This window comes from Pseudomonas synxantha (genome assembly GCF_900105675.1).
Classification (GTDB): domain Bacteria; phylum Pseudomonadota; class Gammaproteobacteria; order Pseudomonadales; family Pseudomonadaceae; genus Aquipseudomonas; species Aquipseudomonas synxantha.
This window is the reverse complement of record NZ_LT629786.1, coordinates 5222317-5248831: the sequence shown is the minus strand read 5'-3', so window position 1 is coordinate 5248831 and position 26515 is coordinate 5222317. Positions and strand designations below refer to the sequence as shown.

At 59.7% G+C, this 26515-nt stretch carries 22 protein-coding genes; 12 read left to right on the top strand and 10 right to left on the bottom strand.

The genetic code is table 11. The features are described 5' to 3' along the window. Positions 1 to 47: 47 nt before the first annotated feature. Positions 48 to 1298, bottom strand: coding sequence for an MFS transporter (locus tag BLU48_RS24250; protein ID WP_057024505.1), 1251 nt, complete (start codon positions 1296 to 1298; stop codon positions 48 to 50). Positions 1299 to 1615: 317 nt separating this feature from the next. Between BLU48_RS24250 and BLU48_RS24245 the strand changes: the two genes are divergently transcribed. From BLU48_RS24245 to BLU48_RS24235, 3 genes are read left to right on the top strand one after another with little or no spacing between them, the layout of a single operon-like run. Further along, the gene (locus BLU48_RS24245) at positions 1616 to 3055 is read left to right on the top strand and encodes a cytochrome ubiquinol oxidase subunit I (protein WP_057024506.1); all 1440 of its coding nucleotides are present in this window, start codon (positions 1616 to 1618) and stop codon (positions 3053 to 3055) included. 1 nt (position 3056) lies between these two features. Then, on the top strand, positions 3057 to 4064 hold the full coding sequence (gene cydB / locus BLU48_RS24240; RefSeq protein WP_057012814.1) for a cytochrome d ubiquinol oxidase subunit II: 1008 nt from the start codon (positions 3057 to 3059) through the stop codon (positions 4062 to 4064). A 12-nt stretch (positions 4065 to 4076) separates the two neighbouring features. After that, positions 4077 to 4244, top strand: coding sequence for a DUF2474 domain-containing protein (locus BLU48_RS24235; protein ID WP_068965453.1), 168 nt, complete (start codon positions 4077 to 4079; stop codon positions 4242 to 4244). Between the two features lie 82 nt (positions 4245 to 4326). On the opposite strand, the gene BLU48_RS24230 is transcribed toward BLU48_RS24235, so the two are convergent. Beyond that, positions 4327 to 5451 (bottom strand): methyltransferase, encoded by a 1125-nt coding sequence (locus BLU48_RS24230; RefSeq protein ID WP_057024507.1) that lies wholly within the window; start codon positions 5449 to 5451, stop codon positions 4327 to 4329. A gap of 141 nt (positions 5452 to 5592) precedes the next feature. Continuing rightward, positions 5593 to 6303: a LuxR family transcriptional regulator gene (locus BLU48_RS24225; RefSeq protein WP_057024508.1), complete on the bottom strand. Its 711-nt coding sequence runs from the start codon at positions 6301 to 6303 to the stop codon at positions 5593 to 5595. A gap of 449 nt (positions 6304 to 6752) precedes the next feature. On the opposite strand from BLU48_RS24225, the gene BLU48_RS24220 reads away from it, so the two are divergent. Then, positions 6753 to 7529 (top strand): ferredoxin--NADP reductase, encoded by a 777-nt coding sequence (locus BLU48_RS24220; protein ID WP_057024509.1) that lies wholly within the window; start codon positions 6753 to 6755, stop codon positions 7527 to 7529. A gap of 44 nt (positions 7530 to 7573) precedes the next feature. On the opposite strand, the gene mscL is transcribed toward BLU48_RS24220, so the two are convergent. Next, a complete protein-coding gene (gene mscL, locus BLU48_RS24215) occupies positions 7574 to 7990 on the bottom strand; it encodes a large-conductance mechanosensitive channel protein MscL (protein WP_043048461.1) in 417 nt (138 codons plus the stop codon). A gap of 286 nt (positions 7991 to 8276) precedes the next feature. Between mscL and katB the strand changes: the two genes are divergently transcribed. From katB to radA, 3 genes are read left to right on the top strand one after another with little or no spacing between them, the layout of a single operon-like run. Continuing rightward, a complete protein-coding gene (katB, locus tag BLU48_RS24210; protein ID WP_057024510.1) occupies positions 8277 to 9818 on the top strand; it encodes a catalase KatB in 1542 nt (513 codons plus the stop codon). A gap of 58 nt (positions 9819 to 9876) precedes the next feature. Then, positions 9877 to 10416, top strand: a complete 540-nt coding sequence (locus tag BLU48_RS24205; protein WP_057024511.1) for an ankyrin repeat domain-containing protein — start codon at positions 9877 to 9879, stop codon at positions 10414 to 10416. A 35-nt stretch (positions 10417 to 10451) separates the two neighbouring features. After that, positions 10452 to 11819 (top strand): DNA repair protein RadA, encoded by a 1368-nt coding sequence (gene radA, locus BLU48_RS24200; RefSeq protein ID WP_046069598.1) that lies wholly within the window; start codon positions 10452 to 10454, stop codon positions 11817 to 11819. A gap of 68 nt (positions 11820 to 11887) precedes the next feature. Here the strand turns inward: radA and BLU48_RS24195 are convergent, their stop codons facing one another. Next, positions 11888 to 12256, bottom strand: coding sequence for a PilZ domain-containing protein (locus BLU48_RS24195; RefSeq protein WP_046069597.1), 369 nt, complete (start codon positions 12254 to 12256; stop codon positions 11888 to 11890). Positions 12257 to 12431: 175 nt separating this feature from the next. Between BLU48_RS24195 and BLU48_RS24190 the strand changes: the two genes are divergently transcribed. The 3 genes from BLU48_RS24190 (at position 12432) to yjiA (ending at position 15825) form a co-directional block, all read left to right on the top strand. Further along, positions 12432 to 14498: a carbon starvation CstA family protein gene (locus BLU48_RS24190; protein WP_057024512.1), complete on the top strand. Its 2067-nt coding sequence runs from the start codon at positions 12432 to 12434 to the stop codon at positions 14496 to 14498. Between the two features lie 15 nt (positions 14499 to 14513). Next, on the top strand, positions 14514 to 14711 hold the full coding sequence (locus BLU48_RS24185) for a YbdD/YjiX family protein (RefSeq protein ID WP_003194308.1): 198 nt from the start codon (positions 14514 to 14516) through the stop codon (positions 14709 to 14711). Between the two features lie 154 nt (positions 14712 to 14865). Beyond that, positions 14866 to 15825: a GTPase gene (yjiA, locus tag BLU48_RS24180; protein WP_057024513.1), complete on the top strand. Its 960-nt coding sequence runs from the start codon at positions 14866 to 14868 to the stop codon at positions 15823 to 15825. A 183-nt stretch (positions 15826 to 16008) separates the two neighbouring features. On the opposite strand, the gene glyA is transcribed toward yjiA, so the two are convergent. After that, on the bottom strand, positions 16009 to 17262 hold the full coding sequence (gene glyA / locus BLU48_RS24175; RefSeq protein WP_057024514.1) for a serine hydroxymethyltransferase: 1254 nt from the start codon (positions 17260 to 17262) through the stop codon (positions 16009 to 16011). Between the two features lie 230 nt (positions 17263 to 17492). Then, positions 17493 to 21344, bottom strand: coding sequence for a sensor domain-containing protein (locus BLU48_RS24170; RefSeq protein WP_057024515.1), 3852 nt, complete (start codon positions 21342 to 21344; stop codon positions 17493 to 17495). 284 nt (positions 21345 to 21628) lie between these two features. Between BLU48_RS24170 and ettA the strand changes: the two genes are divergently transcribed. Both ettA and gdhA read left to right on the top strand, forming a co-directional pair. Continuing rightward, entirely contained in the window at positions 21629 to 23293 is a 1665-nt protein-coding gene (gene ettA, locus BLU48_RS24165; protein WP_046069594.1) for an energy-dependent translational throttle protein EttA, read from the top strand. A gap of 287 nt (positions 23294 to 23580) precedes the next feature. Continuing rightward, positions 23581 to 24918, top strand: coding sequence for an NADP-specific glutamate dehydrogenase (gene gdhA / locus BLU48_RS24160; RefSeq protein ID WP_057024516.1), 1338 nt, complete (start codon positions 23581 to 23583; stop codon positions 24916 to 24918). Here gdhA and BLU48_RS24155 read toward each other — a convergent pair. From BLU48_RS24155 to BLU48_RS24145, 3 genes are all read right to left on the bottom strand, one after another. Continuing rightward, entirely contained in the window at positions 24915 to 25412 is a 498-nt protein-coding gene (locus BLU48_RS24155; RefSeq protein ID WP_057024517.1) for a GreA/GreB family elongation factor, read from the bottom strand. The genes gdhA and BLU48_RS24155 overlap by 4 nt on opposite strands. Positions 25413 to 25482: 70 nt before the next feature. Next, positions 25483 to 25839, bottom strand: a complete 357-nt coding sequence (locus BLU48_RS24150) for a hypothetical protein (RefSeq protein ID WP_005791596.1) — start codon at positions 25837 to 25839, stop codon at positions 25483 to 25485. A gap of 316 nt (positions 25840 to 26155) precedes the next feature. After that, positions 26156 to 26461 (bottom strand): chorismate mutase, encoded by a 306-nt coding sequence (locus BLU48_RS24145; protein WP_057024518.1) that lies wholly within the window; start codon positions 26459 to 26461, stop codon positions 26156 to 26158. Positions 26462 to 26515 lie beyond the last annotated feature (54 nt).

Genomic DNA, 26515 nt, shown 5'->3' with positions numbered 1-26515 from the left:
ACACCTCATCACCCATGTGGGAGGGGGCTTGCCCCCTCCCACATTAGCTATGCGGTAGCTTTTTGAATGGGCTCTTCCACCGGCACATGCATACGGTCCCGATTAGCCAATGTCGGAAACAGCTTGATCCACACCCCAGTCACCACCAGCGTGCCGATACCACCCATGACCACCGCCGGCACAGTGCCGAACCAATGAGCAGTAATCCCGGATTCGAATTCGCCCAACTGATTTGATGCGCCGATAAACAGGCCATTGACCGCACTGACCCGCCCGCGCATTTCATCCGGCGTTTCCAGCTGCACGAACGACGCGCGGATCACCATGCTGATCATGTCCGCCGCGCCGAGTACCACCAACACTGCCAGGGAGAACCAGAACGAGGTCGACAGACCGAAGGCGATGGTTGCCACGCCAAATACGCCGACGGCGGTAAACATCACGCGGCCGACCTGGCGATCCACCGAGAACCGCGCCAACCACAACGACATCAACAACGCCCCCACCGCCGGTGCCGAACGCAGCAGGCCCAGGCCCCAGGCGCCGGTCAACAAGATGTCCTTGGCGAACACCGGCAACAGCGCGGTGGCGCCACCCAGCAGCACGGCGAACAAGTCGAGGGAGATAGCGCCGAGGATGTCCGGGCGGCTGCGGATAAAGCGAATGCCGGCCAGCAACGAATCCAGGGTGGCCTTGCCTTTGTTCAGCGGGGTCTGGCGGGCGGGCAGGTTCAGGGTCAGCACGCAGGCGATCAGGTACAGCGCCACGGTCGGGCCGTACACCCACACACTGCCAAACGCATAGAGCAAACCGCCAAGGGCCGGGGCGACGATGGTCGCCAATTGCTGGGCCGATTGCGAGGAGGCCACGGCCCGCGGGAACAGGGCGCTCGGCACGATACTTGGCAGCAGAGCCTGGGTGGTGGGCATTTCAAACGAACGCGCCGCGCCGAGCAGGAACGCGAGAATAAAGATCATCTCGCGGGTCACGTTGCCGGTCAGGCCGCCGATGGCCAGGGACAAGGCAATCAGCGCCTGCAGGGTCTGGCAGATAGCGGCGACTTTGCGTCGCTCATAGCGATCAGCCACATGCCCGGTGTGCAGCATGAACAGCACACGCGGTACGAATTCCACCAGACCCACCAAGCCCAGGTCCAGCACATTGCCGGTCAGTTGGTAGAGGTTCCAGCCGATAGCCACGGTGAGCATCTGGAAGCCGCTGGCAGTAAAGATGCGCGCCAGCCAGAACGCGATGAAAGGGCGGTGGTGACGTAACAATAACGCGGGTTCACTGGGCATCGGGAACTCAGGTCAGGTTGTGGGAATGGCGAGATTAGCACCAAGCTGTAACAAATAGTTGCGAGAACAGGACTGAGGCAAGCTGTCACGCGGCAAAAGACCACACAGTCTGATCGCGAAAATGAGACTACTCTTTTGAGCAATGCTTGATCCAGATCAAAACCTGCCCCGGGATTGTTCTGGCGGTCGCAAGACCAGATTCCCTGCGAGATGGGTAAAAAAAGAAACGAATTGAAATTCGCCGCACTCCATATCCGTGGGGGCAGTGGTTGCAGGCTCCCAGCCAGCAGCCGGTATTACCTGACAGAGGAAGACTTATGTTCGGTTTGGAGGCGCTAGATCTCGCCCGAATTCAATTCGCGTTCACCATCTCATTCCACATCCTGTTCCCGGCGATCACCATTGGCCTGGCCAGTTACCTTGCGGTGCTGGAAGGCTTGTGGCTCAAGACCCATAACGACACCTACCGTGACCTCTACCATTTCTGGTCGAAGATCTTCGCGGTCAACTTCGGCATGGGGGTGGTCTCGGGCCTGGTCATGGCCTATCAGTTCGGCACCAACTGGAGCCGCTTCTCGGACTTCGCCGGCAGCATTACCGGGCCGTTGCTGACATATGAAGTGTTGACGGCCTTCTTCCTTGAGGCCGGTTTCCTCGGTGTGATGCTGTTCGGCTGGAACAAGGTGGGGCGCAAGCTGCACTTTTTCTCCACGGTAATGGTGGCGGTCGGTACGTTGATTTCCACGTTCTGGATTCTGGCATCCAACAGCTGGATGCAGACGCCCCAGGGCTTTGAAATCATCGATGGCCGCGTGATTCCCACCGATTGGCTGGCGGTGATCTTCAACCCTTCATTCCCCTATCGCCTGATGCACATGGCCACGGCGGCCTTTGTGGCTACGGCGTTCTTCGTCGGCTCCTCGGCGGCCTGGCATCTGCTGCGCGGCAAGGACAACCCGGCGGTCCGCAAAATGCTGTCGATGGCCATGTGGATGGCCTTGATCGTCGCGCCGATCCAGGCGGTGATCGGCGACTTCCATGGTCTCAATACCCTCAAGCATCAACCGGCAAAAATCGCCGCGATTGAAGGCCATTGGGAAAACATCGGCAACGAGCCGACACCACTGATCCTGTTCGGCTGGCCGGACATGAAAGCCGAGAAAACCAAATACGCGGTCGAGATTCCCTACCTCGGCAGCCTGATCCTGACCCACTCCCTGGACAAGCAGGTGCCGGCGCTCAAGGAGTTCCCGCCTGAGGACCGTCCGAACTCGACGGTCGTGTTCTGGTCATTCCGGGTCATGGTCGGCCTGGGCTTTTTGATGATCTTCACCGGTTTGTTCAGCCTCTGGCTGCGCCGGGGCGACAAGATGTATACGTCCAAGCCGTTCCTGTACCTGGCGTTGTGGATGGGCCCGTCCGGGTTGATCGCGATTCTCGCCGGTTGGTTCACCACTGAAATCGGGCGCCAACCATGGGTGGTCTATGGGTTGATGCGCACGGCGGATGCCTCGTCCGGGCATAGTCTGGCGCAAATGACCATCACCCTGGTGTTGTTCGTGGTGGTGTACTTCGCGCTGTTCGGTGCCGGCCTGGGCTACATGATGCGCCTGGTGCGCAAAGGGCCTCAGACTCACGAAGGCAGCGAACCCACCCACGGTGGCCCTGGCCAGAAACGCACCCCGGCGCGGCCGTTGTCCGCCGCCGACGATGGCAGCGATAACGACCACGACCACATCCAGCACAAGGGGAATTGAGATGGGTATTGATCTTCCGCTGATCTGGGCCGTGATCATCATCTTCGGCATCATGATGTACGTGGTCATGGACGGCTTCGACCTGGGTATCGGCATCCTTTTCCCGTTTATCCCGGGCAAGGTCGATCGCGACGTCATGATGAACACCGTGGCCCCAGTTTGGGACGGTAACGAAACATGGTTGGTACTCGGCGGCGCGGCGTTGTTTGGCGCGTTCCCGCTGGCGTATTCGGTGGTGTTGTCGGCGTTGTACCTGCCGTTGATCCTGATGCTGATCGGGTTGATCTTCCGTGGCGTGGCCTTCGAGTTTCGCTTCAAGGCCAAGGACCACAAGCGCCACTTGTGGGACAAGGCGTTTATTGGCGGCTCGCTGGCGGCGACCTTTTTCCAGGGCGTAGCGCTGGGCGCCTTCATCGACGGCATCCCGGTGGTCAACCGCCAGTTTGCCGGTGGCTCACTGGACTGGCTCACACCCTTCACGATGTTCTGTGGCGTGGCGTTGATCGTGGCCTATGCCTTGCTCGGCTGCACCTGGCTGATCATGAAGACCGAAGGCAAGTTGCAGGAGCAGATGCATAACCTGGCGCGGCCGTTGGCTTTCGTGGTGTTGGCGGTGATCGGTATCGTCAGTATCTGGACGCCGCTGACCCACCCGGAAATCGCCTCGCGCTGGTTTACCCTGCCGAACCTGTTCTGGTTCCTGCCAGTGCCGATCCTGGTGCTGGTGACCATGTACGGGTTGTTCCGCGCCGTGGCCCGCCATGCGCACTACACGCCGTTCCTGTTGACGCTGGTGTTGATCTTCCTCGGCTACAGCGGGCTGGGTATCAGCCTGTGGCCGAATATCATCCCGCCGTCCGTGTCGATCTGGGATGCCGCCGCGCCGCCGCAAAGCCAGGGCTTCATGCTGGTGGGCACGTTGTTCATCATCCCGTTCATCCTGGGCTACACCTTCTGGAGCTACTACGTGTTCCGCGGCAAGGTCACCCATGAAGACGGCTATCACTAGGAGGGTCGAAACATGTCCGGCAAACCTACGTTGCACGAGATTGAACAGGCCGAGAAGCAGCCGTTGTGGCGGCGCCTGGGTTGGCTGGCGATGATCTGGACCGCCAGCGTGGTGGCCCTGTTCATTGTGGCCAGCCTGATGCGCATGTTCATGAATGCCGCCGGCCTGACCACCCACTGACATCCCCATCCGGGCTTTGCAGCCCGCTGCCTGCTGACTTGAGGGGCATGCCCTGCTTTTCTTTTGGAAGGGCAGGGCTTTTTTATTTGCGTGCCTTGAGAATCACGAACTTCGGCGTGGCCGCCACTTGCTCGACACCGCGGAACAACCGCGCCAGCTTGCTGTGGTAGCCCAGGTGACGGTTACCGACGATATACAGGGCGCCGCCGACGACCAGGGCCTCTCGTGCCTGCTGGAACATACGCCAGGCGAGGAAGTCACCGACAACCTGTTGCTGGTGGAACGGCGGGTTGCACAGCACCACGTCCAGCGATTGCGCCTCCTGGCCGGCCAGGCCGTCATCGGCGCGTACTATGACCTCACGCCCACCCAAAGCGGATTGCCAGTTTTCAGCGGCGGACTGCACGGCCATGTAGGACTCATCTACCAGGGTGTAGTGGGCGTCGGGGTTTTGCAGGGCACTGGCAATCGCCAGCACGCCATTGCCGCAGCCCAGGTCCGCCACGCGGGCACTGCCGAGGTCTTTGGGCAGGTGGGGCAGGAAGGCGCGGGTGCCGATGTCCAGGCCTTCGCGGCAGAACACATTGGCGTGGTTGAGCAACTCGATGGCTGGTGTGTCCAGGGTGTAGCGGGTCGGGTAGGGCGAGACCGCCACGGGGCGTTCGGCAGCGGTGGCGATCAGCAACCGTGCCTTTTTTACCGCCAATGAGGCGTGCATCGGCCCGATGTAACGCTCCAGCAACTCGCCTGCGGCCCGTGGCAGATGCTTGACCATAGCTGCGGCGATCACTTGTGCGCCAGGCGCCAATTGCCCCTGCAGGCGGATCAGTTGTTCCTCCAGCAGCGCCAGGGTTTTCGGGACACGGAGCAACACGCGATCGAACGGCCCGGTCGCGACCTGGCTGGCCGGCGTAAACTTCACTGCATCAAAGGCCTTGCCGTTGCGCACGAGGTTTTTCTCCAGCCCCTGTGCGGCGAGGAATGAGTCACCGCTGGAGGTCACCTGCACCTGGCCGTCAAGGCTGGCTGCCAGGGCGCCGAAGCTGTCATTGAGGATCAACACGCGGGTGGCAGCAGGGGGCTGTTGTTCGGCAAGGTAGCTCAGCAGGTACTCGTCGGCGGCATCGAAGGCTTGCAGCGGATCATTATGCTGCTCTGGCTGGCGAATCAGATCGAGCTGGGCGAAGGGGCTGTCGAGCAGGGGCATGGCAGGGGAGGCTCTGGGTAATCGGCGGGCCGTCTGAGTGAACCGCGAAGCAATACCTGCAAGGGCTGCGTCAACACTCAGAATTGACCACAAATGTTACTTTTTTTTGAACCCGATGGCATGCAGTGTTTCTTGCGCCGGTTAAAACAATCCCGCTTTGGAGGCACTGAGTACGGCAGCGATCTTGTTGTTGACCCCCAGTTTCTTGAACGTACTGCTGATGTGAAAACCTACCGTGCGCTCCGAAAGGCAGAGGATGGTGGCGATATCCGAGGCGGTCTTGCCCATGGCTGACCATTTGAGGATTTCCGTTTCCCGCGGGGTCAGTTTGCTCGGAGAATGCACGTCGGAGTTATCGGCATATTTTTGCGCTACCACCGCGTGTAGCGCATGACATAGCCACAAGGCCTGCCCTGCCTTTTCATATAATTCCTGCGGGGTGATTTCGCCAGTACTGCGGCCCAAGGTCAGCATGCTGTAGACGCCCTGGAAGTCATGCACCGGTTGTGTCCAGGCTAAATGCACGCCGTACGATTGGGCTATCGACCACAATTCAGGTGCGGTTTCGAATGCCTTTTCCTCCCAGACGATAGGCAATACGCAGCGCTTGCAGTGGGCCACCATTGGATCCACTTCGAAGTAATGCGCTCGTTGATAGAGTTTGTTCCATTCGTTTGGATAGTTGTTTATCTGAACGGGCTTTGCTTGGGGACTATTTGATTGGCAGCCCATCGTGAATGAGCAGTATTGGAAACCTAGTTCATAGGTATGGTTAAGCACCATCTCAAAGACAGTGGTGATCTCGCTTTCCCCTTCCAGTTTGGGGAGTCGAGTAGTGCGCCAGTTTTCCATGGTGAATCTCCATTATTTGCTGTGTTACGTGGGTACGTCCTGATCCCGGCGTTTAACGGAAATGAGTGTAGGACACTGCCTGCGAATGCATGTGAAAAAGATGTTATATGCAGTCACATCTAACAGTTGTTTCATCTTGTACGGTGTAGCGGTTTTTGTATAAGCCTCACCCGGCAGGAAGGTGGTTTTTTATTAGATATAAGGGCTTATAAATGGGTGTCAGACTCATGGCATCTGCAATGCGATGTGCTCGACGGTAGTAGGTTGGCAATCGATTAATAGCAAAATAGTTAGTTTGCGTTCAGGTGGCCCCCGTAGCTCCCTCAGCGAATTTCGTTACGCGGCAGACTGTCCAGGGTTTGGCGTCCTGGCAATGCCAGTACAAATCAACGGTGTTTGCGCGGCCTGCTTTGAGGGACACTAGGCGCCTGTGCAAAACGGAGCCCCCCATGACGGCCAGTGCTGAGAAATTTACCCGCCAGACCTTGCTCGACGTGCAATCGCTGACCCCCAGCCTCTTCACCCTGCGCACCACCCGCGACCCCGGTTTTCGTTTTACTGCGGGCCAGTTCGTGCGCCTGGGCGTAACCAAGGCAGATGGCAGCACGGTATGGCGCGCCTATTCCGTGGTGTCGTCGCCGTTCGACGAGTACCTCGATTTCTTTTCCATTGTCGTCCCAGGCGGCGAGTTCACCAGTGAATTGAGCCGCCTGCAGGTAGGCGATACCTTGCTGGTGGAACGCCAAGCCACGGGCTTCCTGACCCTGAATCGCTTCGTGGATGGGCGTGACCTGTGGCTGCTGGGTACCGGTACCGGCGTGGCACCGTTCCTGTCGATCCTGCAGGACTTCGAGGCCTGGGAGAAATTCGAGCGCATCATCCTCGTGTACAGCGCCCGGGAGGCCAAGGAATTAGCGTACCAGTCGCTGATCAAGGAGCTGGGGACACGTGAGTATCTTGCCGAATACGCCCATAAGTTCGTCTACATCCCCATCGTCACCCGTGAACAGCACCCGGGTGCGTTGAACGGGCGCATCACGGCCTTGATAGAAAACGGTGAGTTGGAGCGTGCGGCTGGCGTCGAGCTGACGGCGGAGCACTCGCGCGTACTGATTTGCGGCAACCCGCAGATGGTCGATGACACCCGTCAGTTGCTCAAGCAACGGGACATGCAATTGAGCCTGAGTCGACGTCCGGGCCAGGTTGCAGTAGAAAACTACTGGTAGGAAAAAAGGCGCCCTACGAGGCGCCTTCTTTCTGCAGCCGCTGGTTACAGTGGCTTGTCATTCTGTGCCTTGAGCAGGTCGCGAATCTCGCCCAGCAGCACTTCTTCCTTGCTCGGCGTCGGTGGCAAGCTCGGGGCTACGGCCTCTTCTCGCTTCAGGCGGTTGATGGCCTTTACACCCATGAAGATCGCAAACGCGACGATCACAAAGTCGATGATGCTCTGGATGAATTTGCCATAGGCCAGGACCACAGCCGGTACATCGCCTTGAGCGGCCTTGAGCGTTACTGCCAGATCGCCAAAGTCCACCCCCCCGATCAGAAGGCCGATAGGCGGCATGATCACGTCGCCTACAAACGAGGAAACAATTTTGCCGAAAGCGGCGCCGATGATGATACCGACGGCCATGTCGACCACATTACCTTTGACCGCGAAGGCCTTGAATTCACTGATCACGCCCATAGGTTATTCCTTGTTACAGTTGAAAAGGGTGGAGGTCAGTGTAATTCAGTCGGTCAAGGCTTGCTCGACACAACTGTTAACACTGTCGATTTTAATCGACACATTAAATCGCAAATAGTTTGCAAAGTGCCACCAGTCGCGCGCGAATTACCCGTCATTTCAGCGAGTTACCAGATTATTTTCTTAATCGGGCCTGTGGTGTTTTTCTATTTATCTTCTGACTCGCGGGTCACTAGCCTCTGGCAAGCACAACGAATGTGCACTGAAAAAACCAGAGGAAATCTCGATGAATACTTCACTCAGCCGCAGGCCCGTGTCCGCGCGCCACGCGCTGGCACTGGTGACCGCCAGCCTGCTTTCCCTTTCTGTGCAAGCCGCCAACCTGACCCGCGATAACGGCGCCGCCGTCGGTGACAACCAGAACTCGCAAACCGCCGGCGCTAACGGCCCAGTGTTGTTGCAGGACGTACAACTGATACAGAAACTGCAACGCTTCGACCGCGAGCGCATTCCTGAGCGCGTGGTTCATGCCCGTGGTACCGGCGCCCATGGCACGTTTACCGTGACTGACGACCTCAGCGACCTGACCAAGGCCAAGGTATTCGCCGCCGGGGAAACCACGCCGGTGTTCGTGCGCTTTTCGGCGGTGGTCCACGGTAACCATTCCCCGGAAACCCTACGCGACCCACGAGGCTTCGCCACCAAGTTCTATACCGCCGACGGTAATTGGGACTTGGTGGGCAATAACTTCCCGACCTTCTTCATCCGTGACGCCATCAAGTTCCCGGACATGGTCCACGCCTTCAAGCCGGACCCTCGCACTAACCTGGATGATGACTCGCGTCGTTTCGACTTCTTCTCCCATGTTCCAGAGTCCACTCGTACACTGACCGAGTTGTATTCGGACTCGGGCACGCCAGCCAGTTACCGTGAAATGGACGGTAACGGCGTACATGCCTACAAGTTGATTAACGCCAAGGGCGAAGTGCACTACGTCAAGTTCCACTGGAAGAGCCTGCAAGGCATCAAGAACCTTGATCCCAAGCAAGTCACCGAGGTTCAGGGTCGTGACTACAGCCATATGACCAATGACTTGGTCACTCATATCAACAAGGGCGATTTCCCCAAGTGGGACTTATATGTACAAGTCCTCAAGCCCGAGGACTTGGCCAAGTTTGATTTCGACCCACTGGACGCCACCAAGATCTGGCCGGATGTACCGCAGCGTAAAGTCGGGCAAATGGTGCTGAACCGCAACCCGGCCAACGTCTTCCAGGAAACCGAGCAAGTCGCCATGGCCCCGGCCAACCTGGTACCCGGCATCGAGCCGTCGGAAGATCGCCTGCTGCAAGGCCGGGTATTTTCCTATGCCGATACGCAGATGTACCGCCTGGGGGCGAACGCCCTGCAATTGCCGATCAACGCCCCACGGGTGGCCGTCAACAACGGCAACCAGGACGGCGCGATGAACTTCGGCAAGACCACCACCGGCGTGAACTACCAGCCAAGTCGTCTGTTGCCACGGGACGAGCCGCAGACCGCGCGCTACAGCCAGTCTGCGCTGTCGGGCAACACCCAGCAGGCGAAGATCCAGCGTGAGCAGAACTTCAAGCAGGCCGGTGACCTTTACCGGTCCTACTCCAAGAAAGAGCGTCAGGACTTGATCGACAACTTCGGCGGCTCGTTGGCCACCACCGATGACGAGAGCAAGCACATCATCCTGTCGTTCCTCTACAAGGCTGATCCGGAATACGGCACCGGCGTGGCCAAGGTCGCCAAGGGTGACCTGGCTCGCGTGAAGGCGCTGGCTGAAAAACTGACCGACTGATCCGTTGGTTGTGGTCGGCGCCCTGATGGGGCGCTGACCCTTTGCAGGAGAAAACCCTATGCGTATCTCTATCGGTTTGCTGATGGCCATGCTGGCCTTTGTCGCCCATGCCGAATCCACCGACCCGATGGCGCTCAAGGCGCAGTTACAGGATTACTATTTCGATGCTGCCCGCCGTGGTGACCTCGACATGCTCAACACCTTCATCGAGTCTGGCTACGGCCTCAACACCCAGGACGATAAAGGCTACACCGCGCTGATCCTCGCCGCTTATCACGGCCAAGGCCCGTATGTAGAACGTTTGCTCGACGCGGGGGCCGACGCCTGTGTGCAAGACAAGCGCGGCAACACGGCGTTGATGGGCGCCATCTTCAAAGGCGAGCTGAAAATTGCCCAGCGTCTGCTGGCAACCGACTGCAACCCCGATCAACGCAACGGTGCGGGGCAGACTGCCGCCATGTACGCCGGGCTATTCAAGCGCATTGAACTGCTGGGCGAGCTGCAAGCCAAAGGCGCCGACTTGAACGCCGAAGACCCCATCGGCAACAGCGCTTCACGTTTGGCTAACGGTGAAATCCGGACCCCGGCGTCGCGCTGAGCTATCATCGCGGTTTTTCGGTTGGAGGTTCTCACATGGCAAAGGCCAAGCGCATGTACGGCTGCACAGAGTGCGGCGCGACCTTTCCCAAATGGGCAGGCCAGTGCTCCGAGTGTGGTGCGTGGAACACCCTGACTGAAACCATGATCGAGAGCGGCGGGGCAGCAGCGCCTACTGGCCGCGCCGGCTGGACCGGCCAACAGGCGCAGATCAAGACCCTGGCCGAGGTCAGTGTCGAAGAGATCCCGCGTTTCTCCACCGCCTCCGGTGAGCTGGATCGCGTACTCGGCGGTGGCCTGGTGGACGGTTCGGTGGTGCTGATTGGTGGTGACCCAGGCATCGGCAAGTCGACCATCCTCTTGCAGACCCTGTGCAGCATCGCCAGCCGCATGCCGGCGCTGTATGTCACGGGCGAAGAGTCCCAGCAACAAGTGGCCATGCGCGCCCGGCGCCTGGGCTTGCCCCAGGACCAGCTGCGGGTCATGACCGAAACCTGCATCGAAAGCATCATTGCCACGGCGCGGATCGAAAAGCCCAAGGTCATGGTGATCGACTCGATCCAGACGATTTTTACCGAGCAATTACAATCGGCACCGGGTGGCGTGTCCCAGGTGCGGGAAAGTGCGGCACTGCTGGTGCGCTATGCCAAGCAGAGTGGCACGGCGATCTTCCTGGTGGGGCATGTGACCAAGGAAGGCGCGTTGGCCGGGCCAAGGGTGTTAGAGCACATGGTCGACACCGTGCTGTATTTCGAAGGTGAATCCGATGGTCGCCTGCGCTTGCTGCGGGCGGTGAAGAACCGTTTTGGCGCGGTGAACGAGCTGGGTGTGTTCGCCATGACCGACCGAGGGCTGAAAGAGGTCTCCAATCCATCGGCGATTTTTCTGACCCGCGCCCAAGAAGAAGTCCCGGGCAGTGTGGTGATGGCCACGTGGGAGGGCACCCGGCCAATGCTGGTGGAAGTCCAGGCGCTGGTGGATGACAGCCATCTGGCCAACCCGCGAAGGGTCACGCTCGGCCTGGACCAGAACCGTTTGGCGATGTTGCTGGCGGTATTGCACCGCCACGGCGGTATCCCGACCCACGACCAGGACGTGTTCCTCAACGTGGTCGGCGGGGTCAAGGTGCTGGAGACCGCCTCCGACCTGGCGCTGATGGCGGCGGTGATGTCCAGCCTGCGCAATCGGCCGTTGCCTCACGACCTGCTGGTGTTCGGTGAAGTGGGCTTGTCGGGTGAAGTGCGCCCGGTGCCCAGCGGGCAGGAGAGATTGAAGGAGGCAGCCAAGCATGGCTTCAAGCGTGCGATTGTGCCCAAGGGTAATGCGCCGAAGGAAATGCCACAGGGCTTGCAGGTGATTGGGGTGACACGCCTGGAGCAGGCGTTGGATGCACTGTTCGAGTAGCCAGCGACACCGCAAAACCAATGTGGGAGGGGGCTTGCCCCCTCCCAAATTCAGAGCTCTGTTGGCTTCTAGATTTCCAGCAATGCCGCCAGCTCTCTGTGTAGCTCATCTTCATCCCCCAGATTCAACTCAACCAGCCGCCGTAAATGACTGATCGAATCCAGATCGATGTATTGGCACACGAAGCCCAGTTGCCCGGGATCTTCATGGGTCAACCGTACCTGCATCTTGATATGTGCCTTCGGATCCAGACGTATGTCGACGTCGAACGGCAGCGCTTTATTTCCCTTCCAGCCCTCGGGGCGCTCTATCAGCAGGCCCTTTAACGAGAGATCTACCAACTTAACCGGCAATTCCCATCCGTTTTGCCGAAGTTCGGTCTTGGCGTCAAAAGCTATCCGGCGAAAATTGCGGCGGTCAGGCGCTTGCTCGATCATGGTGAGGCCCTCTTTGGATAGGAGCAGTGTAGCCCTGCGCCACCCTCCAGCGTTTATTTCCGCTTTTTTTGGCCATGGCAAGGCTCTAGACCAACGTAGGGGGCTGGTCTTTGATGCCAGTAGCGCTAAACTCCGGATGGCTGTCCTTTCTGTCCACCCTGGCTGGAATATAAAAATGAAAAATAATAATAGCCTGCTACGCCACTTACCCTGGCTGGTGCTGGCAATCGTAGGAGCGTGCGCCCTGGGCGTAGTGGCCTTGCGCCGCGGCGAGGCGATCAACGCCTTGTGGATCGTGGTCGCTGCCGTGGCCATTTACCTGGTTGCGTACCGTTACTACAGTCTGTTCATCGCCAATAACGTGATGCAACTCGATCCACGGCGGGCCACCCCCGCAGTGGTCAACAATGATGGTCTGGACTATGTGCCGACCAACAAACACATCCTGTTCGGTCACCACTTTGCGGCGATTGCCGGCGCGGGCCCCTTGGTCGGCCCGGTACTGGCGGCGCAAATGGGCTACCTGCCCGGCACCCTGTGGCTGATTGCCGGGGTGGTACTGGCCGGTGCGGTGCAGGACTTCATGATCCTGTTCCTGTCCACCCGCCGCAACGGTCGCTCCCTGGGCGACATGGTCCGCGAAGAGATGGGGCGCATTCCCGGGACTATCGCGCTGTTCGGCTGCTTCCTGATCATGATCATCATCCTCGCGGTGCTGGCGCTGATCGTGGTCAAGGCCCTGGCCGAGAGCCCATGGGGCATCTTCACGGTGATGGCGACCATCCCGATCGCGATGTTCATGGGCATCTACATGCGCTACATCCGCCCGGGCCGCATCGGTGAAATCTCGATCATCGGTGTGCTGTTGCTGCTCGGTTCGATCTGGCTGGGCGGGCAGATTGCCGCCGACCCGGTCTGGGCCAAGGCCTTTACCTTCACCGGCATCCAGATCACCTGGATGTTGATCGGCTACGGCTTCGTTGCCGCCGTGCTGCCGGTCTGGCTGATCCTGGCGCCCCGTGACTACCTGTCGACCTTCCTGAAAATCGGCACCATCATCGCCCTGGCGATTGGCATCCTGGTCACCATGCCCGACCTGAAAATGCCAGCACTGACCCAGTTCATAGACGGCACCGGTCCGGTGTGGAAGGGCGGCCTGTTCCCGTTCCTGTTCATTACCATTGCCTGTGGCGCGGTCTCGGGCTTCCATGCGCTGATCTCCTCGGGCACCACGCCCAAGTTGCTGGCCAGTGAAAGCCACGCCCGTTACATCGGCTACGGTGGCATGCTGATGGAATCGTTCGTAGCCATCATGGCGATGGTTGCCGCTTCGGTGATCGAGCCAGGCGTGTACTTCGCCATGAACAGCCCGGCTGCAATCGTCGGCACCGACGTGGTCACCGTGGCACAAACCGTCAGCAGTTGGGGCTTTGCAATTACCCCTGAGGCGCTGTCAGCCGTCGCCCACGATATCGGTGAAACCACGATCCTGGCGCGTGCCGGTGGTGCACCGACACTGGCGGTCGGTATCGCGCAGATCCTGCACAGTGTGCTGCCGGGTGAAAACACCATGGCGTTCTGGTACCACTTTGCGATCCTGTTCGAAGCGCTGTTCATCCTCACGGCAGTCGATGCCGGTACCCGTGCCGGTCGCTTCATGCTGCAGGACCTGCTGGGTTCGTTCGTGCCCGCGCTGAAACGCACGGAGTCGTGGACTGCCAACCTGATTGCTACCGCAGGCTGCGTGGCGATGTGGGGATACCTGCTGTACCAAGGCGTGATCGACCCGTTGGGCGGCATCAACACCTTGTGGCCGCTGTTCGGTATCTCCAACCAGATGCTGGCGGGTATCGCGCTGATGCTGGCCACCGTTGTGCTGATCAAAATGAAGCGCCAGCGCTACATCTGGGTAACCATGCTGCCGGCGGTCTGGCTGCTGATCTGCACCACCACCGCAGGCTTCATCAAGCTGTTCGACGCCAACCCGGCCATCGGCTTCCTGTCGCTTGCGAAGAAATACAGCGATGCCTTGGCTAATGGCCAGATCCTGGCCCCGGCCAAGAACATCGACCAGATGCAGCACGTGATCTGGAACGCCTATACCAACGCAACGCTGACGGCGCTGTTCCTGTTCGTGGTGTTCAGCATCCTGTTCTATGCGCTCAAGGTTGGCGTCGCCGCCTGGGGCAACAAAGAGCGTACGGATAAAGAAGCCCCGTTCCAGGCTGTACCGGACGCGTAAACGAGGATTGCAAACATGTTCAATGACATCAGTCGCCTCGGTAAATACCTCGGTCAGGCCGCGCGCCTGATGGTCGGCATGCCCGACTACGACACCTACGTCGAGCATATGCAAACCAAGCACCCGGACAAGCCGGTGATGGACTACAAGGCGTTCTTCCGGGAACGCCAGGAGGCCCGTTACGGCGGCAAGGGTGGGCCCAAGTGCTGCTGACCCGTTAATTCGGGCTGGCGGTGGATCTACTGTGGGAGGGGGCTTGCCCCCGATAGCTTTGTGTCAGTGACCTATAAGTGCCTGACACACCGATATCGGGGGCAAGCCCCCTCCCACATTTGTTTTGTGTTTATTCAGTTATCAGGAGGTAATTTTGTCCTCTCCCATCCCTGTCACCATCCTCAGCGGCTTCCTCGGTGCCGGCAAGACCACCTTGCTGCGCCACCTGCTCAAGGCCGAGCACGGCTTGAAAATCGCCGTGATCGAAAACGAGTTCAGCGACGCCGGCATCGACACCCAGCTGTTGGGCGCAGAGCCGGTACAAGTCATGACCCTGTCCAACGGCTGCGTGTGCTGCACCATCCACACCGACCTGACCAAGGCCCTGTACCTGCTGCTCGAGCGCCTGGACAGTGGCGAAATCGCTTTCGACCGGTTGGTGATCGAGTGTACGGGCCTGGCGGATCCAGCCCCTGTCGCCCAGACCTTTTTCATCGACGAAGAACTGCGCGAGCGCTATATCCTCGATGGCATCATTACCCTGGTGGACGCGGCCCACGCCGAGCATCACCTGACCCAAACCATCGCCCAGGCCCAGATCGGCTTTGCCGACCGCCTGCTGGTGAGCAAGCGCGACCTGGTGGACGACGCCACATTCGACGCCCTGAGCCAGCGCCTGACCCGCATCAACCGTCGTGCGCCAATTCGTGTGGTCGATCACGGCCAGATTGACTTGGCCGAGTTGCTGGATGTGCGCGGCTTCAACCTCAATGCCGGCATGAGCCTGCGCCCGGTCAGCGCGGCGCCATCGGTCGACCGTATTTCCAGCCTGGTGCTGCGCACCGAGCAGCCGCTGGATATCGATCGTCTCAGCGAGTTCATGAACGAGTTGCTGGAAGACCACGGCAAGCAACTACTGCGCTACAAGGGCGTGCTGAATATTGCCGGGGAAGATCGGCGCATGGTGTTCCAGGGCGTGCTGAAACTCTACGGGTTCGATTGGGACACCGAATGGGCCGACGGCGAGGCGCGGGAGAGTGTGATTGTGTTTATTGCCGATGAGCTGCCGGAGGACAAGATCCGAGAAGGCTTCCAGCGCGTCTACCAATCCTGACTTGAAATACGATCAACTGTGGGAGGGGGCTTGCTCCCGATTGCGGTGGGTCAGTAAACATATAAGTGACTGACACACTGCTATCGGGAGCAAGCCCCCTCCCACAGTTGAATGCATTGCAAATCGGAATCGGCATAAAAAAGCCCGGCTCAAGAGCCGGGCTTTTCATTCAAGCAATTGCAATCAAGCGCCGTATACCGGCAGCTTCTTGCAGATGGCCTTGACCTTCTCACGTACCGCGTCGATCACGGCTTCGTTGTTCAGGTCTGCCAGGATGTCGCAGATCCAGCCGGCCAGTTCCTTGCACTCGGCTTCCTTGAAACCACGAGTGGTCACTGCCGGAGTGCCGAAGCGCAGGCCGGAGGTGACGAACGGCGAACGTGGGTCGTTCGGTACCGAGTTCTTGTTCACGGTGATGAAGGCTTTGCCCAGGGCAGCGTCAGCATCTTTACCGGAAATGTCCTGCTTGATCAGCGACAGCAGGAACAGGTGGTTTTCAGTACCGCCGGACACTACGTCAAAACCGCGCTCGATAAATACGCTGGCCATGGCCTGTGCGTTCTTCACCACTTGCTGTTGATAGGTCTTGAACTCAGGCTGCAGGGCTTCCTTGAAGCAGATCGCTTTAGCCGCGATCACGTGCTCCAGCGGACCACCCTGGGCGCCCGGGAATACTGCGGAGTTGAGCTTCTTCTCGATCTCGGCGTTGGCGCGGGCCAGGATCAGGCCGCCACGTGGGCCGCGCAGGGTCTTGTGGGTGGTGGTGGTCACCACGTCAGCGTAAGGCACCGGGTTCGGGTAGACACCAGCGGCGACCAGGCCGGCCACGTGGGCCATGTCGACGAACAGGTAGGCGCCGACTTTGTCAGCGATTTCGCGGAAGCGTGGGAAATCCAGAATCTGCGAGTAGGCAGAGAAACCGGCCACGATCATTTTCGGCTTGTGCTCAACCGCCAGGCGCTCGACTTCGTCGTAGTCGATCAGGCCGTCGGCATTGATACCGTACTGGACGGCGTTGTACAGCTTGCCGGAGGAGGAAACGCTGGCGCCGTGGGTGAGGTGGCCGCCATGGGCCAGGCTCATGCCCAGAATGGTGTCGCCGCCTTGCAGCAGGGCCAGGTATACCGCGCTGTTGGCTTGGGAACCGGCGTGTGGCTGGACGTTGGCGTAATCGGCGCCGAACAGTTGCTTGGCACGGTCGATAGCCAACTGCTCAACTACGTCGACGTACTCGCAGCCACCGTAGTAGCGCTTGCCTGGGTAGCCTTCGGCGTACTTGTTGGTCAGAACCGAACCTTGAGCCTCCATCACCGCAGGGCTGGTGTAGTTTTCCGAAGCGATCAGCTCAATGTGCTCTTCCTGGCGCACGGCTTCTTGCTCCATGGCGGCGAAGAGATCGGCGTCGTACTTGGCAATAGTCAAATCACGGCTGAACATGGCGGTCCTCAAGGATCGGGGGCAGAAAAGGAGGGCATTCTAACCCAATGGGTTTTGGATGGCATATGAAAGGACATCATGTCGCGGACAAGTGGGGCTCATCTGGAGATGAGTGGTGACTGTGCTGGCCTCATCGTGAGCAAGCCCCCTCCCACATTTTGAACTGTGAATACCTTCAAATGTGGGAGGGGGCTTGCTCACGATGGGGCCATTAGCCTCACAACAGCAGCTCAGTCGAACATGAACAGCGCATCATTGCTGAACTGCGCCTCGAACCGATTCGCCGGCATCGGCCGCCCGAACAGGTAACCCTGCACCTCATCACAGCCATGCTCGCGCAGGAAATCCAACTGCTCATGGGTTTCCACGCCTTCGGCAATCACCGCCAGGTTCAGGCTGTGGGCCATGGCAATGATCGCCCGGGCAATCTGCGCGTCCTGCTCACCCGAGGGCAGGCCATCGACGAATGTACGGTCGATCTTCAGCACGCCGATGGGAAACTGCTTGAGGTAGTTGAGTGATGAGTAGCCGGTGCCGAAGTCATCCACCGCGATGCTCAGGCCCAGGTTCTTCAGGCTGGCGAGGATCTGCATGGCTTCGTTGACTTCGCGCATCAGGATGCTTTCGGTCAGTTCCAGCTCCAGGCACGCCGGCGGCAAGCCGGTATCCCTGAGGATGGTGGCGATGCGCGTGCCCAATTGGCCATCGGAGAACTGCCGCGCCGAGATGTTCACCGAGACTTTCGGCACCCGCACTTTGTTCTGATGCCAGCTCTTGAGCTGGCGACAGGCTTCGCTGATCACCCAGTCGCCCACGTCCACCACCAGGCCCAATTCCTCCAGCACAGGAATGAAGTCACCCGGCGGCACCAAGCCGCGACGCGGATGGCGCCAGCGCAGCAGGGCTTCGGCGCCGGTCAGGCGTTTGCCGTCGCCGCTGAACTGCGGCTGGTAATAGAGCACGAATTCATTTTGGTCCAGGGCGTGGCGCAGGTCGCTTTCCAGTTCCAGGCGTTCCAGGGCGCTGGCGTTCATGTCGGCCTGGTAGAACTGGAAGTTGTTCTTGCCGCGCTCCTTGGCGTGATACATCGCGGTATCGGCGTTTTTCATCAATTGGCTCAGCTCGTTGCCGTCTTGCGGGCTGAGGGCGATGCCGATACTGGCGGTGACGAAGAACTCGCGGCCTTCCAGTACAAACGGCTTCACCAGGCTGGCGAGAATCTGCTCGGCCACATGAATCGCCCGGTTCAACGCCATCTCGCGGCTGACCCGCGGCTGCAAGAGCAGGGTGAACTCATCACCGCCCATGCGCGCCACGGTGTCGTCCTCGGCCACGCAACCGAGCAGGCGCGTGGCCATTTCCTTGAGCATGCGATCGCCGGCGGCGTGTCCCAGTGAGTCGTTGATCGGCTTGAAGCGGTCGAGGTCAAGGAACATCAGTACCACCCACGACTTCTGCCGCTCCGCCGACTGCAACGCAGTGTGCAGGCGGTCCTGGAACAGTGTGCGGTTGGGCAGGTGGGTCAGGGCGTCGTAGTAGGCCAGGCGATGGATACGCTGTTCGCTGGCCTTGCGCTCGCTGATGTCGCTGAAGAAGCAGACGTAGCTGGCCAGGTCGCCCTCATCGTCAAACACCGCCGTAATGCCGACCCAGGCCGGGTAATGCTCGCCATTGCGGCGCTTGAGCCACACTTCGCCTTCCCAGGTGCTGTGCTGGTGCAATTGTTTGAGTACATAGCGCAGATGGGCTTCCTGCTGCTCGTCGACCGTGAGCATGTTCGGCAGTTGGTCGAGCACATCGCTCACGGCATAGCCGCTGACCCGGCTGAACGCCTCGTTGGCCTGCACGATATAGCCCGCCGGGTCGGTGATCAGGATGGCCGAGGTGGAATGCTCGAATACCGTGGCCGCCATGCGCAGGTCTTTTTCGGCGCGGCGTTGCTGGCTGATATCGCGGCCCACGCCGAGAATGCCTTCAAACGCACCATGTTCATCCCATACCAGTACCAGGCGCAGTTCGATCGGCACTTTGCGCCCGTCGGCGCGCAAGCAGTCGAACAGAAACAGTTGGGTCTGGACGTCATCGCGCAGCGTGTTCAAGGCTTCGGGGTTGCCCAGGGCGCGGCTGACCTGTTCCATCAGGCTATAGATGCCGGTCAGCTGTTGCGGGTTGGCGATGATTGACTGCCAGCCATTCTTGAACACCCAGTCCACGTCATAGCCGAGCACGGCGTTGACCGATGGGCTGACGTAGTTGAGGGCCAGTTGGCTGTCGGTGGAGCAGATTACGTCGCTGATGCTTTCGGCCAGCATGCGGTAGCGCTGTTCACTGTCGCGCAGGGATTCGCTGGCCTCGATCTGGTCGGTAATGTCTTTGGCCACGCCGATGATCCGCGTGACCACCGCGGACGTGTCCCGGGCCAGGGCTTGTTCGCGGATATCGAAGCGGCGCCATTGGTTATTGCGGTGGCGAAAACGCAGCTGGCAATGCAGTTGCGTTGTATAGCCGACCCGGCGCTGCTGTTGGCGCAAGTCGTGGTAATGCTCGGCGTCTTCGGGATGCAGCAGGATTTCCCAGAAGTACTCGCCCATTTGCTGCAGTTCGGCCTTGTTGTAGCCCAGGGTGTGGCCCAGGTGATGGTTGCTGAAAATCATGCGCTGGCTGATCACGTCCTGCACATACAGGTGGTCAGGCACGGTGCGCACCACGTCCGACCAGAAGCTCTCGCGTTCCACCAGTGACAGCTCGATCAGCTTGCGGCTGGTGATGTCGCTGATGCTGAGGATCACCGCCTTGAAGTCATCCTGTTGCTCCGGCAGGCGCATCACCAGCCACAGGTATTGCTCGTTGCCGGCTACATCGTTGAGCTGGATTTCCAGCTCCAGCTGTTTCTGCTGGGCCAGTACCGCTTCCAGCACCGGGTAACCGATGGCGGTGGCGTTACGTGGGCAATCATCGATCAGGCGTTCCCAGGCTTGTTCGCATGAGTTTACGTTCAACAGGCGCACCGCCACCTGGTTGACCTCGGTGACCCGCAGTTCCTTGAGCAGTTGCTGGCGCTCGCTGGGGTTGGCCTGCAACCAGGCATGCAGTTGCTCGCGGCTGTGCACTTTGGTTTTGTCGAAGAATGTCTTGAGCCCCGACAGGTCAAGCACGCACAAGGCCACGCCCGTGCCTTCGAAAATGTCCTGGTAGCGCCGTCGGCCCTCGTTCACCTGGCGCTGGCGGCGACGCATGTTCAGCAGCACGATCACCGGTATCAGCGAGAACGCCAGCCCCAGCAGGCATTTGCCGATAAACGCCGGCAGCAGTTGTTCAAGCACTGCGCTGCGGTCGAACAGCCCGCGCAGTTGCCAGTCGCTTTTGCTCAAGGGCGTGACCAGCACGCTTTTGTTCAACTCCTCCGGGGTCAGAGCGCCGGCCCACTGCGCCGGCATGCCGCTGTCCCGGCTGACCACGCGGCGGTTCAGACGGTTCTCGATCGCCCACATCGGGCGCTGGGCCTGGGCATCCTGGCGTGTGAGGCCGGCCAGGTAGCTGGGTGCCAGGCGTAATGCCCAGTACACCTTGGAGCCACCGCTGGGCTGGTGCAGCAACAGATAGATGACGGTGCCGTCATTGTCGTTGCTCAGGTAATAGGACTGGGAGTGGCTGCGCTTGACCAGCTCTTCAAGCCAGGCGCTGTCGCGGCTGTCGTCGTCGGTGTCACTGATCAGCGCGCCGCTGGGCGCCAGCAGGGCGAAGCTGCGTAGTTCTGGTAACGAACGCTGCAAGGTGCGCATCAAGGCCTGCTGCTGTTCGGCATTGCGCGGTGGTTCGACGATGGGCAGCAGGTTCAGGGCGATCTGCGCGCTCAGGGCCATGCTCTGGCTGATTTGCTCGGCCAGGTCGGCACTATAATCGATAGTGTATTGCTGCTGGTTTTTCTGGTTTTGCTGCAATTGGTCGAGCAGTTGCCAGAACAATAACGCGAGCAGCAACAGGACAAGCGTCGCCAATGCGCCCTTCAAGGTGCCGTGCAGGGGCGCTCCCGGCGCAATATGAGCGGCGCGCAAGGGAGTTGGCGGCGTGACTTTGGACAAGCTGTGATCCTGCGGTTTGGCTGGACTGGCGCGCGACGTGCACTATAAGCCGGACGCCCGGAGGGCGGCTAGCATGCCTTGAGTTGTGGCAAAGTGCCAGTCCCGCCTGGCTGGACTGCCCCAGCGCATTCAGGTAGCTTTGCCGGTTACGCGGGGGCGTTCCAGCCCCAGACACTCAGGCTTTTCCCCACGCAGGCATTGATCACCGTCAACGGCCCGCGCGGCGCATGGCCTGGCACGGGCTTCGCCCGCTTAATTCATCAGTCACTGACGCTAGGTTCACCATGGCTCAATACGTCTTCACCATGCATCGGCTGGGAAAAGTTGTTCCGCCGAAGCGGGAAATCCTGAAAAACATTTCATTGTCCTTCTTCCCAGGCGCCAAGATCGGCGTGCTCGGCCTCAACGGTTCGGGTAAGTCCACGCTGCTGAAAATCATGGCCGGCGTCGACACCGAGTTCGAAGGCGAAGCCCGCCCGATGCCGGACCTGAACATCGGCTACCTGCCGCAAGAGCCGATCCTGGATCCGACCAAGACCGTGCGCGAAGTGGTCGAAGAGGCCGTCAGCGTGATCAAGGACGCCCAGGCACGTCTGGACGAGGTCTACGCCGCCTACGCCGAACCGGATGCCGACTTCGACAAACTCGCCGCCGAACAGGCCAAGCTCGAAGCGATCCTGCAGGCCGGCGACGGTCACAACCTGGAGCGCCAGCTGGAAGTCGCCGCCGATGCGCTGCGCCTGCCGGCGTGGGACGCCAAGGTCGAGCACCTGTCCGGTGGTGAGAAGCGTCGCGTGGCCCTGTGCCGCCTGCTGCTGTCGGCCCCCGACATGCTGCTGCTCGACGAACCGACCAACCACCTGGACGCCGATTCCGTCGCGTGGCTGGAGCACTTCCTGCACGATTTCCCGGGCACCGTGGTTGCGATCACGCACGACCGCTACTTCCTGGACAACGTTGCCGGCTGGATCCTCGAGCTCGACCGCGGCGCCGGTATCCCTTACGAGGGCAACTACTCCGGTTGGCTGGAAGCCAAGTCCGACCGCCTGGCTGCCGAATCCAAGCAGCAATCGGCCCACGAAAAAGCCATGAAGGAAGAGCTGGAGTGGGTGCGCAAAGGCGCCAAGGCCCGCCAGTCCAAATCCAAGGCACGTCTGCAACGCTTTGAAGAAATGCAGTCGCAGGAATTCCAGAAGCGCAGCGAAACCAACGAAATCTACATCCCGGCCGGCCCGCGCCTGGGTGACAAGGTCATCGAGTTCAAGAACGTCTGCAAGGGCTATGGCGACCGCGTGCTGATCGACAACCTGTCGTTCTCCATGCCAAAAGGCGCGATCGTCGGCGTCATTGGTGGTAACGGCGCGGGTAAATCCACGCTGTTCCGTATGCTGATGGGCAAGGAAACCCCGGACTCCGGCAGCATCGAGATCGGCGACACCGTGCAGCTGGCATGCGTGGACCAGAGCCGCGAAGACCTCGACGGCAGCAAGACGGTGTTCCAGCAGATCTCCGACGGCTCCGACCAGATCCGCATCGGTAACTATGAAATCCCGTCGCGTACCTACGTCGGCCGTTTCAACTTCAAGGGCGGCGACCAGCAGAAGTTCGTCAAGGACTTGTCCGGTGGTGAGCGTGGTCGCTTGCACCTGGCCCTGACCCTGAAAGAGGGCGGCAACGTATTGCTGCTCGACGAACCGTCCAACGACCTCGACGTGGAAACCCTGCGTTCCCTGGAAGAAGCCCTGCTGGACTTCCCCGGCGCCGCCATTGTGATCTCTCACGACCGGTGGTTCCTTGACCGCGTCGCGACCCACATCCTGGCGTACGAAGATGACTCCCAAGCGGTGTTCTTCGAAGGTAACTACACCGAGTACGAAGCAGACCGTAAAAAGCGCCTGGGCGAAGCCGCTGCCCAGCCGCACCGTGTGCGTCACAAGAAACTGGCCTGATTCAGGTTGGTTTGAAAAAACGGAGCCTTCGGGCTCCGTTTTTTGTGTGTTTAATACGGTCGAATGTGGGAGGGGGCTTGCCCCCGATAGCGGTTTACCTGCTGGTGCACTCCCTTGATTTGAAATCCTCTTTTAAGTGCATAAAACCCTGTAAAACTGGATACAGTTATATCCAATGCACCATTTAATTTCACAAAGGCGACATTTTGCCCTGTCACGGTGCGAAACGAATTGATAAAGTCCGGCTCAATCTCTGTTTAACAACAATCAATTTGCCGAGACTTTTCATGATCGAATCCGTCGAATCCTTCCTGGCCCGCCTCAAGAAACGCGACCCGGACCAACCGGAATTCCACCAGGCCGTAGAAGAAGTCCTGCGCAGCCTGTGGCCTTTTCTTGAAGCCAACCCCCATTACCTGACCTCGGGCATCCTGGAGCGCATTTGCGAACCGGAACGCGCGATTACCTTCCGGGTGTCGTGGGTGGATGATCATGGCAAGGTCCAGGTCAATCGCGGCTTTCGTATCCAGATGAACAGCGCCATCGGGCCCTACAAAGGCGGCCTGCGCTTCCACCCGTCAGTGAACCTGGGTGTGCTGAAATTCCTCGCCTTCGAGCAGACCTTCAAGAACTCCCTGACCTCGTTGCCCATGGGCGGCGGCAAAGGCGGCTCGGACTTCGACCCCAAGGGCAAGAGTGACGCCGAAGTGATGCGCTTCTGCCAGGCGTTCATGAGCGAGTTGTACCGCCACATTGGTGCGGACGTGGACGTACCGGCCGGTGATATCGGCGTGGGCGCACGGGAAATCGGCTTCCTGTTTGGTCAGTACAAGCGCCTGAGCAACCAATTCACCTCAGTGCTGACCGGCAAAGGCATGACCTATGGCGGCAGCCTGATCCGCCCGGAAGCTACCGGTTTCGGCTGCGTCTATTTCGCCGAGGAAATGCTCAAGCGCCAAGGCCAGCGCGTTGAAGGCAAGCGCGTGGCGGTGTCCGGTTCCGGTAACGTGGCGCAATACGCGGCGCGCAAGGTGATGGACCTGGGCGGCAAGGTGATTTCCCTGTCGGACTCCGAAGGCACCTTGTACGCCGAGAGTGGTTTGACCGAGGCGCAATGGTCAGCCCTGCTGGAGCTGAAAAACGTGCAACGCGGGCGCATCAGTGAATTGGCCGAACGCTTCGGCCTGGAGTTCCGTAAAGGCAAGACGCCTTGGGAACTGGCCTGCGATATTGCCCTGCCATGCGCCACCCAGAACGAACTCGACGGCGACGCCGCCCGCACCCTGCTGCACAACGGCTGCCTCTGCGTGGCCGAAGGCGCCAACATGCCGACCACCCTTGAGGCTGTGGATATCTTTATCGATGCGGGCATTCTGTTCGCACCGGGCAAGGCATCCAACGCCGGCGGCGTGGCGGTGAGCGGCCTGGAAATGTCGCAGAACGCCATGCGCCTGTTGTGGACCGCGGGGGAAGTGGACAGCAAGCTGCACAACATCATGCAGTCGATCCACCATGCCTGCGTGCATTACGGCGAGGAAAACGGCAGGGTCAACTACGTCAAGGGCGCGAACATTGCCGGCTTTGTGAAAGTCTCTGACGCGATGCTGGCCCAGGGCATCGTCTAGACCTCGGGTTCGATGCTCAGCACTTCGATCAACTGATCGCCGACGGGGCGTTTCCACAGCACCTCGTCACCTACCTGGGCACCCAACAAGGCGCGGCCCAGGGGCGACCCCCAGTTGATCAGCCCGGCGCTGGCGTCGGCCTGGTCTTCACCGACCAACTGGATGCGCTGCTGCTGGTCCTGCTCGTTGGCGAACGTGACCCAACTGCCGATTTGCACCTTGTCGGTGGACGTGGCAGGCGGCACAACCTGGGCGCTTTGCACTCGCTGGTTGAAGTAGCGTAGATCCCGCTCAAGATCGGCTTGCCGCTGTTTATCGGCCTTGTCGCCCTTGGCGGACTCGGCGCTGTACTCAAGCTGCAATTGCGCAACCTTGGCTTGCAACTGCGCCAACCCTTGCGCGGTCAGGCGGTTGGGCTGTTCGCTGACCTGACGCTCCACCGGCTGATCGGCCTGGGCGGCAGCATTGTCTTCATTTACAAAAGCTCGGCTCATGGCGTTCTCCCTCTATGGCGTTTGGGCCATATTCGCCGTGCTTTAGTTTCGATGGATGTCTGCAAACGACCTATTGCGAGCGATAGGCCTTGGCCGCATCGCGGTCTTTTTCTTGCTGCCACTCGTGCTCGCGGTCGTTGTTGCGGTTGTCCTGGTAGTCGCGCAGCTCTTCGCTCTCGCGCATAGCCTTGCACTGACGGAAACCATCCTCCCAGCCTTCGGCGTAGTGCTTTTCTTTCAGATAGCGCGGCACGTTCTTGCGAAACTCCCCCGTGATCACCCCCGCAGCCTGGCGACCGCTGCTGCAACCGTCGTCAAAGCCATCGGCAAAGGCGGGTGGATAACCCTTGGCCAACAAATCCTGATGGGTTGTTTGGCAACCCGCCAGCCATACCACTGCACACAGCATTAGCGCATACCGCCACATGGCGTACTCCCTGGCCGGTTCACGGCTGTTAAGGAGAGTCTAGAAGGGGTTTTGTCAGCTGTATGTGAAAGTGGTGTCAGAGGGATGTGCAGGACTTTTGGCCAAGTACAAAACCAAGTGTGGGAGGGGGCTTGCCCCCGATGGCAGGGTGTCAGTCAGTCTATTTGTTCCTGACCCACCGCTATCGGGGCAGCCCCCTCCCACAGTTTTATCCATAACTCCCGTTTCCCGCTGCAGGCTTTATTCGTAGTAACCCACTGTCTTTTTTAGCTGATCGGCGTATTCGTAAATCTCGTCAGTGATGGAGGGATCAGGCTCATGGTTTGTCAGCTTTGTCCAGCACAGCATATTCAGCTAATTCTTGTCGAATAAACGCCGTAATCATCGCGCGATACACCTGCTCAGTGACCTCAGGGTTGGCGCCGACCACCTGAGATAACCCCCGCACCTTGGCGATCACCTGTTCAACCCGTTGTGGCGCCTTGACGCCATCGGTGTTTTTTTTGAAGCGTGCGGCTTGGGAAACGTAGTGGCCGCGTTCGGCGATCAGAGTGACGATTTGCTGGTCAAGAAGGTCGATGTTATTGCGGACTTCTTCGAGGGTAGTGCAGTGAACGGCCATAGTAAGTGGGCTCCTGATTATGTGAGCAATGCTAACAAAATGTGGGAGGGGGCT

What these genes read in the sequence shown, in the direction of transcription:
- BLU48_RS24195 (WP_046069597.1), bottom strand. Translation starts at nt 12,256, where the DNA reads ATGATCGAGCAAGCGCCTGACCGCCGCAATTTTCGCCGGATAGCTTTT.
- glyA (WP_057024514.1), bottom strand. Translation starts at nt 17,262, where the DNA reads ATGTTCAGCCGTGATTTGACTATTGCCAAGTACGACGCCGATCTCTTC.
- radA (WP_046069598.1), top strand. Translation starts at nt 10,452, where the DNA reads ATGGCAAAGGCCAAGCGCATGTACGGCTGCACAGAGTGCGGCGCGACC.
- mscL (WP_043048461.1), bottom strand. Translation starts at nt 7,990, where the DNA reads ATGGGCGTGATCAGTGAATTCAAGGCCTTCGCGGTCAAAGGTAATGTG.
- gdhA (WP_057024516.1), top strand. Translation starts at nt 23,581, where the DNA reads ATGATCGAATCCGTCGAATCCTTCCTGGCCCGCCTCAAGAAACGCGAC.
- BLU48_RS24225 (WP_057024508.1), bottom strand. Translation starts at nt 6,303, where the DNA reads ATGGAAAACTGGCGCACTACTCGACTCCCCAAACTGGAAGGGGAAAGC.
- BLU48_RS24190 (WP_057024512.1), top strand. Translation starts at nt 12,432, where the DNA reads ATGAAAAATAATAATAGCCTGCTACGCCACTTACCCTGGCTGGTGCTG.
- BLU48_RS24230 (WP_057024507.1), bottom strand. Translation starts at nt 5,451, where the DNA reads ATGCCCCTGCTCGACAGCCCCTTCGCCCAGCTCGATCTGATTCGCCAG.
- cydB (WP_057012814.1), top strand. Translation starts at nt 3,057, where the DNA reads ATGGGTATTGATCTTCCGCTGATCTGGGCCGTGATCATCATCTTCGGC.
- BLU48_RS24155 (WP_057024517.1), bottom strand. Translation starts at nt 25,412, where the DNA reads ATGAGCCGAGCTTTTGTAAATGAAGACAATGCTGCCGCCCAGGCCGAT.
- BLU48_RS24245 (WP_057024506.1), top strand. Translation starts at nt 1,616, where the DNA reads ATGTTCGGTTTGGAGGCGCTAGATCTCGCCCGAATTCAATTCGCGTTC.
- BLU48_RS24235 (WP_068965453.1), top strand. Translation starts at nt 4,077, where the DNA reads ATGTCCGGCAAACCTACGTTGCACGAGATTGAACAGGCCGAGAAGCAG.
- BLU48_RS24150 (WP_005791596.1), bottom strand. Translation starts at nt 25,839, where the DNA reads ATGTGGCGGTATGCGCTAATGCTGTGTGCAGTGGTATGGCTGGCGGGT.
- ettA (WP_046069594.1), top strand. Translation starts at nt 21,629, where the DNA reads ATGGCTCAATACGTCTTCACCATGCATCGGCTGGGAAAAGTTGTTCCG.
- BLU48_RS24185 (WP_003194308.1), top strand. Translation starts at nt 14,514, where the DNA reads ATGTTCAATGACATCAGTCGCCTCGGTAAATACCTCGGTCAGGCCGCG.
- BLU48_RS24205 (WP_057024511.1), top strand. Translation starts at nt 9,877, where the DNA reads ATGCGTATCTCTATCGGTTTGCTGATGGCCATGCTGGCCTTTGTCGCC.
- BLU48_RS24220 (WP_057024509.1), top strand. Translation starts at nt 6,753, where the DNA reads ATGACGGCCAGTGCTGAGAAATTTACCCGCCAGACCTTGCTCGACGTG.
- BLU48_RS24250 (WP_057024505.1), bottom strand. Translation starts at nt 1,298, where the DNA reads ATGCCCAGTGAACCCGCGTTATTGTTACGTCACCACCGCCCTTTCATC.
- katB (WP_057024510.1), top strand. Translation starts at nt 8,277, where the DNA reads ATGAATACTTCACTCAGCCGCAGGCCCGTGTCCGCGCGCCACGCGCTG.
- BLU48_RS24145 (WP_057024518.1), bottom strand. Translation starts at nt 26,461, where the DNA reads ATGGCCGTTCACTGCACTACCCTCGAAGAAGTCCGCAATAACATCGAC.